This is a genomic window from Kitasatospora sp. NBC_00039, from assembly GCF_045160625.1.
In the GTDB taxonomy this organism is placed as follows: Bacteria; Actinomycetota; Actinomycetes; order Streptomycetales; family Streptomycetaceae; genus Kitasatospora.
Map to the genome: position 1 here is coordinate 3,998,959 of NZ_CP108289.1, position 15,024 is coordinate 4,013,982.

14 protein-coding genes and 1 pseudogene are annotated in these 15,024 nt (G+C 75.3%); 10 read left to right on the forward strand and 5 right to left on the reverse strand.

Annotated features, from left to right (window positions below; translation table 11 throughout):
• Window positions 1-52: 52 nt before the first annotated feature.
• Window positions 53-1,078 carry a LuxR C-terminal-related transcriptional regulator gene (locus OG286_RS17610; RefSeq protein WP_405360992.1) on the forward strand — a complete coding sequence of 342 codons (1,026 nt, stop codon included), beginning with the start codon at window positions 53-55 and terminating at the stop codon, window positions 1,076-1,078.
• On the opposite strand, the gene OG286_RS17615 is transcribed toward OG286_RS17610, so the two are convergent.
• Window positions 1,075-4,380 carry a sacsin N-terminal ATP-binding-like domain-containing protein gene (locus OG286_RS17615; protein WP_396324392.1) on the reverse strand — a complete coding sequence of 1,102 codons (3,306 nt, stop codon included), beginning with the start codon at window positions 4,378-4,380 and terminating at the stop codon, window positions 1,075-1,077. The two genes, OG286_RS17610 and OG286_RS17615, sit on opposite strands and share 4 nt — an antisense overlap.
• 208 nt (window positions 4,381-4,588) lie before the next feature.
• Complete coding sequence (locus OG286_RS17620) at window positions 4,589-5,470, reverse strand: DUF3027 domain-containing protein (protein WP_396324457.1); 882 nt, start codon at window positions 5,468-5,470, stop codon at window positions 4,589-4,591.
• A gap of 621 nt (window positions 5,471-6,091) precedes the next feature.
• Between OG286_RS17620 and OG286_RS17625 the strand changes: the two genes are divergently transcribed.
• From OG286_RS17625 to OG286_RS17640, 4 genes are all read left to right on the forward strand, one after another.
• Window positions 6,092-7,399 (forward strand): MFS transporter, encoded by a 1,308-nt coding sequence (locus OG286_RS17625; RefSeq protein ID WP_396324456.1) that lies wholly within the window; start codon window positions 6,092-6,094, stop codon window positions 7,397-7,399.
• Between the two features lie 107 nt (window positions 7,400-7,506).
• Complete coding sequence (locus OG286_RS17630; protein ID WP_396324391.1) at window positions 7,507-8,040, forward strand: hypothetical protein; 534 nt, start codon at window positions 7,507-7,509, stop codon at window positions 8,038-8,040.
• Between the two features lie 10 nt (window positions 8,041-8,050).
• Complete coding sequence (locus OG286_RS17635; protein WP_396324390.1) at window positions 8,051-8,800, forward strand: futalosine hydrolase; 750 nt, start codon at window positions 8,051-8,053, stop codon at window positions 8,798-8,800.
• The gene (locus OG286_RS17640; RefSeq protein ID WP_396324389.1) at window positions 8,793-9,638 is read left to right on the forward strand and encodes a menaquinone biosynthesis family protein; all 846 of its coding nucleotides are present in this window, start codon (window positions 8,793-8,795) and stop codon (window positions 9,636-9,638) included. Before OG286_RS17635 ends, OG286_RS17640 begins: the two co-directional genes overlap by 8 nt.
• An 89-nt stretch (window positions 9,639-9,727) precedes the next feature.
• On the opposite strand, the gene OG286_RS17645 is transcribed toward OG286_RS17640, so the two are convergent.
• Window positions 9,728-10,111 carry a cold-shock protein gene (locus OG286_RS17645; RefSeq protein WP_396324388.1) on the reverse strand — a complete coding sequence of 128 codons (384 nt, stop codon included), beginning with the start codon at window positions 10,109-10,111 and terminating at the stop codon, window positions 9,728-9,730.
• Between the two features lie 463 nt (window positions 10,112-10,574).
• Between OG286_RS17645 and OG286_RS17650 the strand changes: the two genes are divergently transcribed.
• Complete coding sequence (locus OG286_RS17650; RefSeq protein ID WP_396324387.1) at window positions 10,575-10,808, forward strand: hypothetical protein; 234 nt, start codon at window positions 10,575-10,577, stop codon at window positions 10,806-10,808.
• A gap of 10 nt (window positions 10,809-10,818) precedes the next feature.
• On the opposite strand, the gene OG286_RS17655 is transcribed toward OG286_RS17650, so the two are convergent.
• Window positions 10,819-11,463 carry an HAD family hydrolase gene (locus tag OG286_RS17655; protein WP_405360988.1) on the reverse strand — a complete coding sequence of 215 codons (645 nt, stop codon included), beginning with the start codon at window positions 11,461-11,463 and terminating at the stop codon, window positions 10,819-10,821.
• A 171-nt stretch (window positions 11,464-11,634) separates the two neighbouring features.
• On the opposite strand from OG286_RS17655, the pseudogene OG286_RS17660 reads away from it, so the two are divergent.
• The 3 genes and pseudogenes from OG286_RS17660 to OG286_RS17670 all read left to right on the forward strand — a co-directional run.
• Window positions 11,635-12,186, forward strand: a pseudogene (locus OG286_RS17660) (ABC transporter ATP-binding protein); the annotation flags it as partial.
• Between the two features lie 58 nt (window positions 12,187-12,244).
• Window positions 12,245-13,213 carry an ABC transporter substrate-binding protein gene (locus OG286_RS17665; RefSeq protein WP_405360986.1) on the forward strand — a complete coding sequence of 323 codons (969 nt, stop codon included), beginning with the start codon at window positions 12,245-12,247 and terminating at the stop codon, window positions 13,211-13,213.
• On the forward strand, window positions 13,210-13,461 hold the full coding sequence (locus OG286_RS17670) for a hypothetical protein (RefSeq protein ID WP_405360984.1): 252 nt from the start codon (window positions 13,210-13,212) through the stop codon (window positions 13,459-13,461). Before OG286_RS17665 ends, OG286_RS17670 begins: the two co-directional genes overlap by 4 nt.
• Before the next feature lie 92 nt (window positions 13,462-13,553).
• Here OG286_RS17670 and OG286_RS17675 read toward each other — a convergent pair whose 3' ends face one another.
• Window positions 13,554-14,351: a DUF6597 domain-containing transcriptional factor gene (locus OG286_RS17675; protein WP_405360982.1), complete on the reverse strand. Its 798-nt coding sequence runs from the start codon at window positions 14,349-14,351 to the stop codon at window positions 13,554-13,556.
• Between the two features lie 64 nt (window positions 14,352-14,415).
• Here OG286_RS17675 and OG286_RS17680 point away from each other — a divergent pair, with 64 nt between their 5' ends.
• Entirely contained in the window at window positions 14,416-15,015 is a 600-nt protein-coding gene (locus OG286_RS17680; RefSeq protein ID WP_405365462.1) for a TIGR03086 family metal-binding protein, read from the forward strand.
• Window positions 15,016-15,024 lie beyond the last annotated feature (9 nt).

The window sequence follows — 15,024 nt, forward strand, 5'->3', positions numbered from 1 at the left end:
GATAGCTTGGGCGGCGGGATCACGACAGGCGGAAAACCGAAGGGGGCGGCACATGTCGGCCGAGGGACCGGTGTTGAGCGAGGCCGCCGCCCGCGCGTACGCCTTCGCGGTGGACCGGCTCTGCTTCGGGGTCGCCGAGCTGGCCGATGCGCTCGACCTGGACAGGCGGGCGGCGGAGAGTCTGGTCGCCGAGCTGGAGGGGCTGCACCTGCTCGCCCGGGTGCACGGCGAGCCGTGGCTGCTCTCCCCGGTGCCGCCGGAGTCGGCCGCCGCCCGGCTCCTCGCGCCGATGGAGCAGCGGGCCAGGGAGGCCCAGTTGGCGATCGACCGGGCCCGCACGGGGCTGCTGGAGCTGGCGCCCCGGTACGAGGCGGGCGCCGCGCACCAGCGCCGTTCGGGCCGGGTCGAGCTGGTGGCGGACGCTGCGGCAGTGCGCGGGATCATCCAGGACGCGGCCCACCGGGCGGGCGTCGAGGTGCTGGCCGCGCACCCGGGCGACGGGCGGCCGGCCGGGCCGCTGACCGGCTCCGCCGAGCGGGACGCGGAGCTGCTCGGCCGAGGAGTCGCCGTTCGCACGCTCTATCAGCACACCGCCCGGCGCCGCCCGGCGACGGTCGCGCATGCCGAACGGGTGGCCGAACTCGGCGGCCAGGCGAGGACGGTGGGAGACGGTCTGCGCCGGATGCTGGTCTTCGACCGGTCCGTTGCACTGCTCCAGGTGCAGGGAGACGAGGACGCCGCCCTGGTGGTCCGCGAGCACAACATCATCGACCTGATGCGCTCGGTGTTCGAGCAGAACTGGCTCCAGGCCAGGCCGTTCAGCTCACCGGCGGACCGGGCCGGCGCACTGGTGATCTCGGACGAGCTGCAGCAGGCCGTGGTCGCCCTGCTGGCGGAGGGCCTCGACGACCGGTCGATCGCCCGCCGACTGGGCATGTCCGAGCGGACCTGCCAGCGGCACATCGCCCAGCTGATGGCCCGGATCGGCGCCAGGAGCCGGTTCCAGCTGGGCTATCTGGTGGGCGGGCTGCAGACCGGGGAAGCACCCGGGGACCAGCCCGCCCGACAACGGATCTAACCCTCGAAGTCCCGGGCGGCGGACAGCTCGTAGGCGCGGTCCGGCTCGGTGAGCGCGGCCAGCACCTCGAACCGCCGGTGCCACTGCCCGACCGACCAGGCCAGCCCGGCCGCCAGGCCCTCCGGGGTGGCCGCGTGCAGCAGCCCCGGCACCGGCGCCAGGTCGAACTCGTCGTCCTCGTCCGCCGCTTCGGCTGCCTCCGGGTCGTACGGCGCCTCCGGGGTGTCCGCCGAGGTGTCCCAACGCCAGTCCACGGCAGCCTCGTTGCCGTCCGGACCGACCACCAGCAGCTCCTCGTGCTCCTCGTAGGCCACCGGGCAGCCGGGCAGCAACTCCCGCACCACGGCGGGGACCCGGTGCAGCTGCCCCTCGGAGAGCACCCGTCCGCCGGCCACCTCGCTGGCCAGCGAGACGTGCAGCCGCTCGGCGAGGTCGGCCGCCAGCGCCGGGGCGACCGGCAACAGCGGGTACCGGTGCAGGAGCTGGACCAGGTCCGGGGCGTCGGCGACGACCGCCTCGGTGGCGTCCACGATCACCGTGTGCGCGGGGCGGCGGCCGGTCTCCACGTCCAGCGGCGGCAGCGCCCGGACGACGTCCAGCGGGTCGATCCGGTCCGCCTCGACGCGGGCCAGCGCACTGTGGATGCCGTGCAGTTGGCGGTGGCCGATCTCGGATGCCGGGTCGGTGAGCCGGTCCAGCACCTCGTCCGGCCCGTGCGGCTCGGCGAGCAGCGCGGCCAGCGTGGTGCGGACGCCCAGCGCGTGCAGGAACTGCTCGTCCAGCGCCGTCCGCGCCTCGTCGTAGAGGCCGCGCAGCAGCGGGTCGGCACCGGCCGCACGAAGGCCCGCCGGCTCCCGGCCGTCCAGCACCGGGTGGTCGCGCAGCCACCACGCGGTGTACGGCGGCAGGTCGGTGTACGAGCCGTTCGGCAGCAGGGTGCGGACGGGGAGGACCACGGCGTCCCGGTACGGCGGGCGGGCCAGCGCGGCCAGCGCCTCGGGCCAGGCGTCGTCGTCCACCAGGTCGAGGTCGCGGACGACCAGCAGCTCGGCGGCGACCGGAGGCACGCCGACCGCGTCGGCGTCGTCGGCGTGCAGCGCCTCCAGGGCGTCCTCGGCCCACTCGGCGAGGCCGTCCGGCGCCTCGTCCAGCAGTCCGGTGGGCCGGCCACCGGCGGCGCGGTCGGCCGGAACGGTCGGGTCGAGCCGCTCCAGGTCGTCCGGGTCGAGCACCACGTCCTCGGCGCGGACGAGCACGAAGTCCGCCAGTACACCTGCGGCGGTGAGGACTTCGGGGCCCCAGCGGTCCAGCAGCTCGTCGTCCACCCAGCCGGCGTCGTCCTCCCGGGCCAGCGCCGCGAGCGGGCTGTCGGGCAGGATCAGCTCGCCCGCGCGGGCGGGCTCGCCCTCGTCGTCCAGCAGCGCCAGCCGGGCCAGCCACGGGTGCTCTCCGACCGCCGGGGCGGCCGCCTTCACCAGGGCGAGGACGGACTCGGCGAGGTCGACGGCGGCGTCCAGGTCGTCCTCGGCCAGCTCGTAGGAGCGGGCGACGGCAGCCCGCACCTCGGGCGTGTCCAGCACCCCGGCCGGGGTCGCGGTGCCGGCGCCGAGCTTGGCCAGCAGCGGGTGCGCGGCCTCCGGGTGGGCGAGGCGCAGGTCGAGCAGGGCCAGCGCGCCGGCGAGCGACTCCGGATAGCCGGGGAAGGCCGCCCAGTCGGCGTCGTCGGAGGGCAGCAGGACGCGGCGCGGGCCGGTGACCGTCCGTCCGTCGGCCAGCGGCACCGGCAGCGCGCCGAGCGCCTCCGGGTCGGCCGCGCCCAGCGCCGCGTAGAGGTTCCGCCACCAGGCCGGCTCACGGTCCAGGCCGCCGAGCTGGTCGACCACGTCGGCCAGCGGCACCCGGCGCACGTTCAGCACCCGCAGCTCCGTCCGGCGCTCCAGACCGGCCGGGAGCAGACCGGGGAAGATCGGCGCGAGCGCCTCGACCACGGAACCGTCCGCACCCTCCAGCAGCGTGGCGTCGCGCGGCCGCAGCGCGGGCGTGCCCTGCTCGACCGGCGCCGGGTGCGGCAGGAACGGCGTACCGGGCAGCCGGGAGAGGATCGCGGCGCGCAGCGCGTTGTCCAGCGCGCCCTGGCCGAGCGGGCCGGGCACCAGGCCGAGCGAGCCGAGGTCGCCGCCGCGGGCGCGCAGCAGGTCGGCGTAGCTGTCGGCGGCGCGCTCGGTGAGGAAGTCGGCGAGCGGGCCGGGGGCGACGTGCCGGCGGGTGGAGTCCAGCGGGTAGGAGGCGATCAGCAGCGCCGGCAGGCCGAGCGGCTCGTCGCTGGGCGTGGGCGCGTGCAGCACCGGGGCGATCCCGGGCGTCTGCGGGGAGCCGTCGGCGGCGACCGGAACGGCCCAGGTCACCGTCCAGTACGGGCGGGCGCGCTCCTCGGTGGGGCGGTCGGCGAGCAGCCCGGCGTCCAGGGAGCCGGAGGCGCCGGCGGTCTGCCAGACGGTGTGCCGCAGCCGCCCGGCCGCGTCGTCGGTGACGGTGACCTCGGTGACGCCGTCCGGGCGCGGCTCGGCGGCGCTGCGGGTCAGCGTGCGGGTGCCCTCCGGGGTCTCCACCACGACCTCGGCGAGGCCGGGGAGGGTGAGCAGCAGGGCGTCGTCGATGCCGGCCAGCAGGCGGCGGGTGAGATCCTCGGCGGCGGCGTCGCGCAGCGGCAGCACGACCACCGTGTCGTAGCCGTCGGGCGCCGGGCCCTCGGCCGCGAACGGAAGCCGCAGCAACGGCACATGGCCGTCCCGGCGGCGCAGTTCGTCGGCGAGGGCCGGCTGCGCCTCGGCCAGCGAGCGGGCCTCGCCGAGCGACCAGCGCACGCCGCCGGCGGCGCCGAGCACGGCGGGCTCGTCGGTGACGGCGAGGACGGCGGCGAAGCCGACACCGAAGCGGCCGACGGTGGGCCGGTCGTCCGCCCGCTTCGAGGACGCCCGCAGGGTGGAGAGCGACTCGACGGCGGCCTCGTCCAGCGGCGCGCCGGTGTTGGCGGCGGCCAGCACGCCGTCCGCCAGGGTGAGCCGCAGCCGGCCGGGCCCGCCGCCCGCGCGGGCCGCCGCGTCGGCGGCGTTCTGCGCCAACTCGACCACCAGGCGGTCACGGTACCCGCCGAGGGCGAGCTCCTCCTCGGCGTTGGCGTCCTCCCGGAACCGGGCCGGGGAGGCGGCCCAGGCGTCCAGCACCCGGCGGCGCAGCCCGGCGCTGCCGAAGTGGTCCGCGAGGTGCTCGTCCGTGCCGCTGCCGATGATCCGAGGTTCCACTGGACCTGCCGCCTTCCGCCGCCCTGTACTTCGTACGGGGGGCATTCTCCCCCGCCCGGGCACCCCCGGCGGACCGGGGTGGGGCCGCGCCTGTGCTGAAGCCGCTCCGACGGCCCGGCGAGGGGGGAACCCGATGGTGTCCGACCGTCCCGGGCCCGCAGCGCCGGGCCCGGGCCCGCGACACCGGGCCCAGGCCTGCGGCGCCGGCTCAGGAGTGGCCGAGCTCCTCGGCCGGGGCGTCCGGCTCGACCGAGCCGGAGGTGCGGTCGGGGTGCAGCTGGAGCGGCTCGACCACCAGCTCGTCCAGGATCAGCTCGGACGGCGCCGGCGGGGCCGGGATGACCGCCGCCTCGGAGTGGCCGCCGCAGCCGTACGCGAAGGAGACGATCTGACCGTCGGCCGGACCGAACTCGTTGCCGCAGACGCCGAACGCCTGGCCCAGCGAGCCGCCGATCGGGATCAGGAAGCCACAGCTGTTGCACGAGGCCGGTGCCGACTGCGCCATCGGGGTCTGCGGGCCGTGCGCCTTCTCCCAGCGGTCCGCCGCCAGGTGCAGGCCGAGGCGCGAGAGCACCCGGCTGCGGCCCATGCCGAGCTCCTCGGCGACGGCGCCGATCTGCGCGCGGACCGGGGCCGGCTGGATGTGCGGGTCGCTGACGACCACGTCCTCATCGGCGGCCAGCGCCACCGCGGAGTTCGGCGCCGGCTCGTCCTCGCCGGTCCAGCCCGGCTCCAGGCGCAGGTCGTCGGCGTCGGTGGGCAGCAGGTCGCCGGGGCCCATGTCGCCGGGGCGCAGCCGCTCGCTCCACGGCACCCACTGCGGGGCGAGGACGGCGTCGGGGCCGGGCAGCAGCACGACCTCGTCCAGGGTGACGTTCTTGGCGCGCGGGGCGCGGGCCACGGTGACGGCCCAGTGCCAGCCCCGGTAGGCCGCGTCCAGGCACTCGAAGGTGTGGGTCACGACGCGGTCGGCGTCCGCCTGGACTCCGAGGTGCGCACCGACGGTCTCTGCTCCGACGGCCTCGTCCGCTGCCTGCCGGGCGAGTTCGACGGCCTCGGCACAGAGCCGGTCGGGGGTACGGCTTCGCATCGCAGCACTCACGGCGTCGATTCTCTCCCAGTTCTTCTGTTGCCCACGGCGTGTTGCCTGTTCCGTCGCGGCTCGGTGTCCCTCGTCCATTCTGCGCGACCGCGGGCCGCCTCGGATACCGGCCGCGCCGCTCGCCCGCTCCCGCCGGCGCCCGGCCGGCCGTCGGGCGGACCCTGGGCAGGCTACCCGCCGGTCGGCCGCCCGGCACAGTCCGGGGCGGTGGCCGGCGCCGGAACGGCCGCGCCGAGCGGACCGGAATCCCGCGTCGCAGTCACGATTCTGGGGCAGGATGGGCTTGTGGCGGACGAAAACCCGTCGCAGCACGCACTGCGCGCCTCGCAGGCCGACGGCAGCCCCGACGAGGCGAACGCCGTGCCGCGACAGCAGCCTCCGGTCCTCGCTGCGGGTGAACCGCAGCCGGTGGGCACCTCCACGACGCCTCCGGATCCCACCGGGCCCGTGGACCTCGCCAAGCACCCAAACGCGCTCGTCGAGGAGGACGCGCTCGGGGAGTACCCTCTCGACGAGGAGGCCGCGGAGCCCCGCCGGCACTTCCTCGTCCGCACCGCCTCCGCCGCCGGCTCGCGCACCGGAAAGGTCGTACACGGCACCGGCCGGCGGATCCGCAAGGCCACCTCCGCGGAGGGCGCCGGCGAGTCCGGCCTCGCCAAGCTGATCGAGCTGCACGCGCTGAACTCCTTCGGCGACATGCTGATCACCGTCGCCCTGGCGTCCACCATCTTCTTCTCCGTCCCCACCGGCGAGGCCCGCGGCCGGGTGGCGCTCTACCTGCTGATCACCATGGCGCCGTTCGCCGTGCTGGCCCCGGTGATCGGCCCGCTGCTGGACCGCCTGCCGCACGGCCGCCGGGCGGCGATGGCGATGTCGATGCTGGCCCGCGCGGTGCTGGCGTGGACGATGGCCGGCACGGTGGCCGGCGGCGGGCTGGCGCTCTATCCGGAGGCGCTGGGCGTGCTGGTGGCGTCCAAGGCGTACGGGGTGGTGCGCAGCGTCGTGGTGCCCCGGCTGCTGCCGAGCCGGCTGTCACTCGTGAAGGCGAACTCACGCGTCACCCTGGCCGGACTGCTGGCCACCATGGTGGCGGCCGGGGTGGGCGGGCTGCTGCACCTGATCGGGCCCGGGTGGCCGCTGCGAGGCGCCTTCCTGGTCTTCGTGGTCGGCACCCTGATGGCCTTCCACCTGCCGCACGTGGTGGACTCGGCCAAGGGCGAGCAGCGCGCCGTCCTGCACGCGGAGGTGCACGGCGAGGCCGGGACCGCCCCCGCCGAAGCCGGAGCCGGGCCCGCACAGGCGGCCAAGGCCCCGAAGGCGTCGCTGCGCACCGTCGGCCCCTCGGTGATCCTGGCGCTGCGGGCGATGTCGGCGCTGCGCTGGCTGGTCGGCTTCCTGGTGATGTTCCTGGCGTTCCTGCTCCGTGACGACCCGATCGGCGGCCTCCAGCCCACCCTGGCCCTGGGCCTCGTCGCGCTGGCGGCCGGAACGGGCAACGCGCTGGGCTCGGTACTCGGCTCCTGGCTCCGCACCCGTGGCTCGGAGGCGACGATCACCGCGATGCTGCTGCTGGCCACCTGCGCGACGGCCGCCGCCGCGCTCTGGTACGGCGTGGTGACGGTGATCGTGGTTGCCGCGGCGTCCGGGGTGGCGGCCTCGCTGGGCAAGCTGGCGCTGGACGCGCTGATCCAGCGGGACGTCCCGGAGTCGGTGCGGACGTCCGCCTTCGCCCGTTCGGAGACGCTGCTCCAGCTGTCCTGGGTGGCCGGCGGTGCGGTCGGCATCCTGATGCCGCTGAACGGCGCGCTCGGCCTCTGGGTGGCGTCCGCGGTGGTCGGCCTGGTGCTGCTCTGGACGGTCCGCTCGCTGTTCCGGGTGAGGCTGCGCCACCGTGCGGCCGCGCCGCGGGCGGCCTGAGGGCCGCGCCCCGCCGGCGGCCGGGACGAGGCGGTGGTTTCCGGCCACAACACGCGGTTGCCCACCCCCGCGTAGCGTGATCGGCAAAGCCCGGTAGCCTCTGACCCATGAGCCTCAGCACCCGTGTCATCGCCGCCCTCGGCGCCGTCGTCGTGATCGGCGCCGGCACGGTCGGCGGGTCCATCGCCTACGCCATGGGCCAGGACGAGCCCGTCAGCCACCGCGCGACCCTCACCGTCGGCCGCTCCTCGATGGAGACCGGCCCGTTCTGCTTCAACGACGGCAAGCCGCTCACCGAGGACCAGCAGGGTGAGTGCCAGGACAAGGCCAGCAAGGCCCTGGACGAGGGCAAGCTCCCCAAGTCCGACGTGGTCGCCAGCGACATGATCGGCCTCGGCGTGACCCCGGACGTGGCGGACCGCGGCTGGTGGGCCAACACCAACGGCGGCGGCCAGGCCTCCGGCGGCCGCTTCATCCTGGCCCCGGCGACCAAGGGCTCCACGTACTCCGGCTCCGTTCCGGCCTCGAAGGCGATCAACGCCTCCGGCAAGACCCTGATCACCGTGGTCGAGTCCGACCCGAAGCAGCCCGACGCGATCTACGGCGTCTGGTACTTCGAGCTGAACACCCAGGACGCCTGATGGTCGCCCGGTGACCGCGCGACTTCCCGACGACGAGCAGTCGGCCCCCGAGCGGGGCCGGCTGCTCGTCGTCGTCGCGGTGGCCGCCGAGGCGGAGGCGGTCCTGCGCGGCCTCGGCGGGGCCGCGCGGAGCCTGCCGCTGCCCGGCGGTGAACTGCACCGCGCCGTGCACCCCTCGGGCGTGACGGTGGACGTGCTGGCGGGCGGGGTCGGCCCGGCCGCCGCCGCTGCCGCCGCGTCCGCCGCGCTCGCCGCCCACCGCTACGACGCGGCGGTCTCGGCCGGCATCGGCGGCGGCTTCGCCCCGCAGGCGCCGGTCGGCGCCACGGTGCTCGCCGACGCGATCGTCGCCGCCGACCTCGGCGCCGAGACCCAGGACGGGTTCACCGACGTCACCGAGCTGGGCTTCGGGACGGTCCGGCACACCCCGGCCCCCGCCGCCGTGGCGCTCGCCGCCGAGGCGCTGGGCGCCGTCACCGGCACCGTGCTGACCGTCTCCACGGTGACCGGCAGCGCCGGACGCGCCGCCGCGCTGACCGCCCGCCACCCCGGTGCGGTGGCCGAGGCGATGGAGGGCTTCGGTGTCGCCGAGGCCGCCGCCCGGCACGGCGTACCGGCCTTCGAACTGCGCACCGTCTCCAACCCGGTGGGCCCGCGCGACCGGGCCGCCTGGCGGATCGGCGAGGCACTGGCCGCGCTGGAGCGGGCCTTCGCCGCGCTGCCCCACCCGGAGTTCCTGAAGGAGGCCCGCCGTGGCTGAACAGCTGGGCATCGCCCACTCGCCCTGCCCGAACGACACCTTCGTCTTCCACGCCTGGACGCACGGCCTGGTGCCCGGCGCGGACGCCCCCGAGGTCACCTTCGCGGACATCGACATCACCAACAGCCTGGCCGAGCGCGGCGAGCTGGACCTCCTCAAGATCAGCTACGCCGCCCTGCCCTGGGTCCTGGACGAGTACGCCCTGCTGCCCTGCGGCGGCGCGCTCGGGCGCGGCTGCGGCCCGCTGGTGCTGACCCGCCCGGACACCGACGGCGACCTCACCGGCCGGACCGTCGCCGTCCCGTCCGAGCGGTCCACCGCCTACCTGCTGTTCCGGCTCTGGGCCGCCAAGGCGGTGCCGGGCGGCTTCGGCGAGATCGTCGTCCTGCCGTTCCACGAGATCATGCCCGCCGTCCGGGACGGCCGGGTGGACGCCGGGCTGGTGATCCACGAGGCCCGCTTCACCTACCGGCAGTACGGGCTGCACTGCCTCGCCGACATGGGTGAGGCCTGGGAGCAGGAGACCGGCCTGCCGATCCCGCTCGGCGCGATCATCGCCAAGCGCTCGCTCGGCACCGAGCGGCTGCGCGAGATCGCCGACGCGATCCGCTCCTCCGTCCGGCAGGCCTGGGCGGACCCTTCGGCCAGCCGGGAGTACGTGCTGGCGCACGCCCAGGAGATGGACCCGGCCGTCGCCGACCAGCACATCGGGCTGTACGTCAACGAGTTCACCGCGGACCTCGGCGAGGAGGGCTACGGCGCCGTCCGGGCGCTGCTCACCCGAGCCGCCGCCGAGGGGCTGGTACCCCCGGTCGACCCGGGTGCGCTCGCGTTCTGAGCCCCGCTGAACGCGGGGCGGACTCCGGCGGCGGACCGACGCCCTGGCCGGCCGATCCTGCCGGGCGGGCAGATCGGCCGGACGAGGACCTAGACGTCGAACTGGTCCGCCACCGCGCGCAGCAGTACGGCCAGCTTCTGACCGGCCGGCTTGGCCGGGTAACGGCCGTGCTGGAGGCCCGGCAGCACCGAGTCCATCATCGTGATCAGGTCCTGGACGAGCGCCGCCATGTCGTCCGGGCTCTTCCGCTGGGCGGCTGCCACCGACGGCAGCGCGTCCAGCAGTTGCACGGCCATCGCCTGGTCGCCGCGGTGGCCCGCGACCACGCCGAACTCGACCCGCTGGCCCGGCTTCAGCACGGTGACACCGGCGGGCAGCGCCTTGGTGTGGACGAAGACGTCGCCGCCGTCGTCGCGCGACAGGAAGCCGAAGCCCTTCGTCTCGTTGAACCACTTGACCTGGCCGGTGGGCATCTCGAACAGTCCTCGATGTGGGTGTGAGGGATCCCGGCCCTGGCCGGGGATCACTGGGTGGGAGGGCGGGCCGACCTCGGCTCGGCGCCCGCGGGGCGCTCACGGTCGGCACGCTGTAGGGAGCAGACTAACGGTCCGTCACTGCCTCATCCGCGTTCCGCGAAGGATCCGTACGGGGCTCTCGCGGCCACGGGCGACCCGGTACTGGCATGGCCGGGGCGCGACTCGGCGCTTTCCACTGGCTCACACCCCCGGTCTGAGGAGACGGGGCGCACCTGTCGCACCCCTCGGCACAGCCTGCATACCCCCGCTCAGCAGGGATCAAAACTCCCAGCTCCCGGGAAACTGCGCAACGTGACCGAACCGCTCGCCCCCGAAGCGGTCCGGCGCGGGCACCGCCCGGGCGCTCTGCGAGACTGGGGCGGCAGACCGACTCCCCCGGGCCCGCAGAGGAGCAAGCACAGTGAGCAGCCAGAGCGCCGACCGAGGCGACACCTACGTCAAGGCCGGAGCGATCGTCTTCGGGCTCGGTGCGCTCGCCACGCTCGTCACCTTCGTTCCGCTGTTCCTGCACCTCACGCCGCTGCCGACGGCCGCGTACTGGCTGAGCATGATGATGCCGCTGGGCTTCCTGCTCGCCCTGACCGGGCTGCTGGTCTCCGCCCGCGCCCAGCGCCGCCGGGTCCGCGGCTCCTAGCGCCCGGCTCCTAGTTCACACGGCTCACGCGACCGGCGAGGTGCCCGGCCAGCCAGGCGGGGAACTCGGTGAGGCCGGCCAGCACCACGTCCGCGCCCGCCGCCAGGAGTTCGTCCGCGCCGTACGGACCGGTGGCCACGCCCACCGCGACGGCTCCCGCGTGCCTGGCGCCCCGGATGTCGCCGAGGTGGTCGCCGACGTAGACGCTCGCGCCGTGCTCGCGCAGCGCGTCCCCCTTGGTCTCCGCCCAGAGGTCGCCGACCAGCGCGTCCGCGTGCAGCCCGGCGTGCTCCAGGTGCAGCCGGGCGTTCGGCTCGTACTTGCCGGTGATCACCGCGACCCGGCCGCCGTGCGCGCGGACCGCCTCCACGGCGGCGTGCGCGCCGGGCAGGGCGACGGTGGGGGCGAAGGCGTGGTCCCGGTACAGCTCGCGGTAACGGTCGACGGCCGCCTGGAGCCGCTCGGCCGGGAACCAGTTGCGCAGCTCGTCCACGAGCGGCGGGCCGAGCCGGGTGACCACCAGGTCGGCGTCGATGTACACGCCGGTCTCGGCGGAGAGCACCGCGTAGGTGGCCCGGATGCCGGGCCGGGTGTCCAACAGGGTCATGTCCAGGTCGAAGCCGACGGTGAGCGGGGCATCCGGGGTGGGGGGCATGCCGTCAGGCTATCCAACCCGGCCGACCGGCCGGCACGGTGATTTGCCGCGCCTTCTCCGTGGAACTTAGGTTTACCTGAGCTATCTGCGAGAGAGAGCCATGACCGACACCACCGCGCGACCGGCCACCGCACCGGGCAAGCGGCGGCTGTTGCGCCGCCGAATACTGTGGCTCGCCGCCGCCCTCGCCCTGCTCGCCGCGGCCGTCCTGCTGAGCCTGGCGGTCGGCAGCCGCACCAGAGCTGGTGGCAGCAGTGGTCGGCGGAGGACGAGCAGGCGGTGGCCGAGGCCCTGGAGCGCACGTCCACGGCCGAACTGGCCGAGCGGGCCGTCGACGAGCTGTCGGGCGGCCAGCGGCAGCGGGCCTGGATCGCGATGGCGCTCGCCCAGGGGACGGACATCCTGCTGTTGGACGAGCCGACCACCTTCCTGGACATCGCCCACCAGGTGGAGGTGCTGGACCTGGTCCGGCGGCTCAACGTCGAACGCGGGCGGACGGTGGTCGCCGTCCTGCACGACCTCAACCAGGCGGCCCGGTACGCGGACCACCTGGTGGCCATGCGCGACGGGCGGATCGTGGCCCAGGGCGAGCCGGGCGAGGTGGTGACGGCGGAGCTGGTGCGGGAGGTCTTCGGGCTGGACTCGGTGGTCGTACCGGACCCGGTGACCGGCACTCCGTTGGTGGTGCCGGGCGCGCCCTGGGCGGTGAAGGCGGACGCCTAGCGGGCAATTCGGACATAATCGACGCACCCTTTGTGCTCACCACCGCCCAGGACCGCCGATGCCCCCGACCACCCGCCGCACCCTGCTCGCGGGGCTCGGCGCCGCCGCCCTCACCGGCTGCAGCACGCGGCACACCACCCCGCCCGCCGACACCGTGGCGGCCACCGTCACGCCCAGCCCGACGCCGCTGCCGCCCGTCACGGTGAACACCGCGACGGGGCCGGTGCTCGTGCCGGGCGCGCCGATGCGCGTCGTCGCCCTGGACACCGCCGAGTTCGACTCCGCGCTCACCCTCGGCATCACCCCGGTCGGCGCGGCGCTGGCCCCCCTGGACTCCGGGTTCCCCGACTACTGGCCCACCTCCCGGCTCAGCGGGATCACGCGGGTCGGCGACATCGGCAACCCGGACCTCTCGGCGATCCGCGCCCTCCGGCCGGACCTCATCCTCTCCAACCAGACCCGCGACGGCGCCCGGTACGACCAGCTCCGCGAGATCGCCCCCACGGTGCTGACGCAGACCACCGGCGCCCCCTGGAAGGGCGACTTCCAGGTGCACGCCCAGGCCCTCAGCCGCCAGGAGGCGGCGGCGGCGTTCGTCGGCTCGTACCAACGGCACGTCTCCCAGGTGATCCAGGCCCTCGCCGGCGCCAAGGCCTCGGGCCGGAAGGTCAGCCTGGTGAGGTTCGTCGAGGGCGGCGGGATCCGGCTGTACGGCCGGCAGAACTTCCTCGGCACCGTCCTGGCCGACGTCCAGCTCGGCCGGCCGGACGCGCAGAACACCGACCAGTTCGACGTCGAGATCCCCATCGACCAACTCGCCAAGGCCGACGGCGATCTGCTGGTGTACGCCACCTACGGCAACCCGGCCGGCACCGCCGCCGTCCTGGCCATGCCGGCCTGGCAGTCCCTCGGGGCCGTGAGGGCGCACCGCGCCTTCGAGGTGGACGACCAGCTCTGGTTCCAGGGCATCGGCTACACGGGCGCCAACTACGTCCTCGCGGAGTTGCAACGGTTCCTGGGGGCGTGAGCGGCGGTCCCACGGCTCCCTCGCTCGGCGTAGACGCCGTAGTCGTTCATCGAGAACGCGGGCACCACGCTGACCGCCTGGCCGGGCTCGAAGCCGGTCACCTCCGGGCCGACGTCTACGCCGCCGCCGAGGACCTCGCCTGCGGCACGATCGAGTTGCCGGTCCGCAAGTCCACCGCCACCCACCACTTCCACGTGCTGCGCGAGGCCGGGCTCATCCGGCAGTACACGTCGGTACCTCGCGGATGAACGCGCTGCGCCGGGAGGAGTTCGAGGAGGCCTTCCCGGGGCTCCTGACCACGCTGATGGCCGAGCCCGAGCGCTGACCGGACCACGACCGGTCAGCCGCCCGCGTAACGGGCCGGCGACAGGCCCACCGCAGCCGTGAAGTCGCGGGTGAGGTGCGCCTGGTCGGCATAGCCGAGGTCGGCGGCGAGCGCCGCCCAGTCCACGTCCGCGCCCCCGTCCGCACGCTGGGCGGCCTCGTGCAGACGGGCCCGCCGCAGCACCCACTTGGGGGCGGCGCCGACGTACTCGGCGAAGAGGCGCTGCAACCGGCGGACGGTGACGCCGAACTCACCGGCCAGCTCGTCCACGCGGTGCAGGTCCGGCGAGGCGGTGATGCGCTCGACCATCGCGGCGGCCAGCTCGGCCTGCCGGCCCGCCACCGGGTCGGGCTCGGGCAGCCGCGCGAGCAGGAAGGCGTCCACCAGTGCGGCCGGCTCCGGGGCGCCGGACAACACCTCCTCGTTGAGCCGGTCGGTGCCCGGGCCGAAGATCCCGGCCGCCGGCACCGACCGGTCCGCGAGCCCGGCCGCCGGGCGGCCGGTGAGCAGGCGGAACCCGCCCGGCCGGAACCTGACCCCCAGCACGTGCCCGGCCCCCTCCAGCCGGCGGACGAACAGCGACCGGTCGACCCCGTACACGGCGGCCCGCGGCGCCTCGAAGACCAGGTGGACGTTGGGGTGGGAGAGCACCTTCTGCTCGTGGACGGGCAGGCCGCGGCGGTCCCAGCGCACCAGCCAGTAGTACTCGACCAGGCGCGCCAGCCCGGGGGCGGGCTCCAGCCGGGCCAGGTGGACCACGCCCGCCGCCCGTCCGGGGTGGAGGACCCCGCGGCCGAGATCAGGAGCGTTCACACCGCCAGGCTAGCCGTCGCGTTTCTTCAAGACCCGGCGGCACCGCCCGGCCCAGGATCGGCCCATGAACGGTCATGCACTCCACCCCCTCATGGCTCGCGCCGCCACGGAAGCCGCGCGCATCGCCCGCGGCGTCCGTCCCGAACAGCTGGACGGGCCCACCCCCTGCGCCGGGTTCGACACCCGGACGCTGGTCAACCACTGGGTGCTCTACACCTCCCACGGCCTGGAGCACCGGGCCCTGCGCAAGGAGCTCCCGAAGGACCTGACCGAACACGACTTCACCACCGACCCGGAGTGGGCCGACGCCTACGCCGCCCAGCTGGAGCGGGCGGTCGCGGCCTGGGCCGACCCGGCGGTCTGGGAGGGCGACCTGGACCTGGGCGGGTCGTCCATGCCCGCGACGGCCATCGCCCGGATGCTGATCCTGGAGCTGGTGGTGCACACCTGGGACGTCGCCCGCGCCACCGGCCAGCCGAGCGAGGTCGAGGACGACCTGGCCGTGGCGACCGTCGGGCTGGTCGAGGAGCTCGCCGAGATGTACCGCCAGTACGACGGCTTCGCCGCCCCGGCGGCCGTGCCCGCCGACGCCTCGCCGCTCGACCGCGCGCTGGCGGCGTCCGGTCGCGACCCGCAGTGGGCGCCGGCGACCGCGTCGGCCTGAGACGTACCG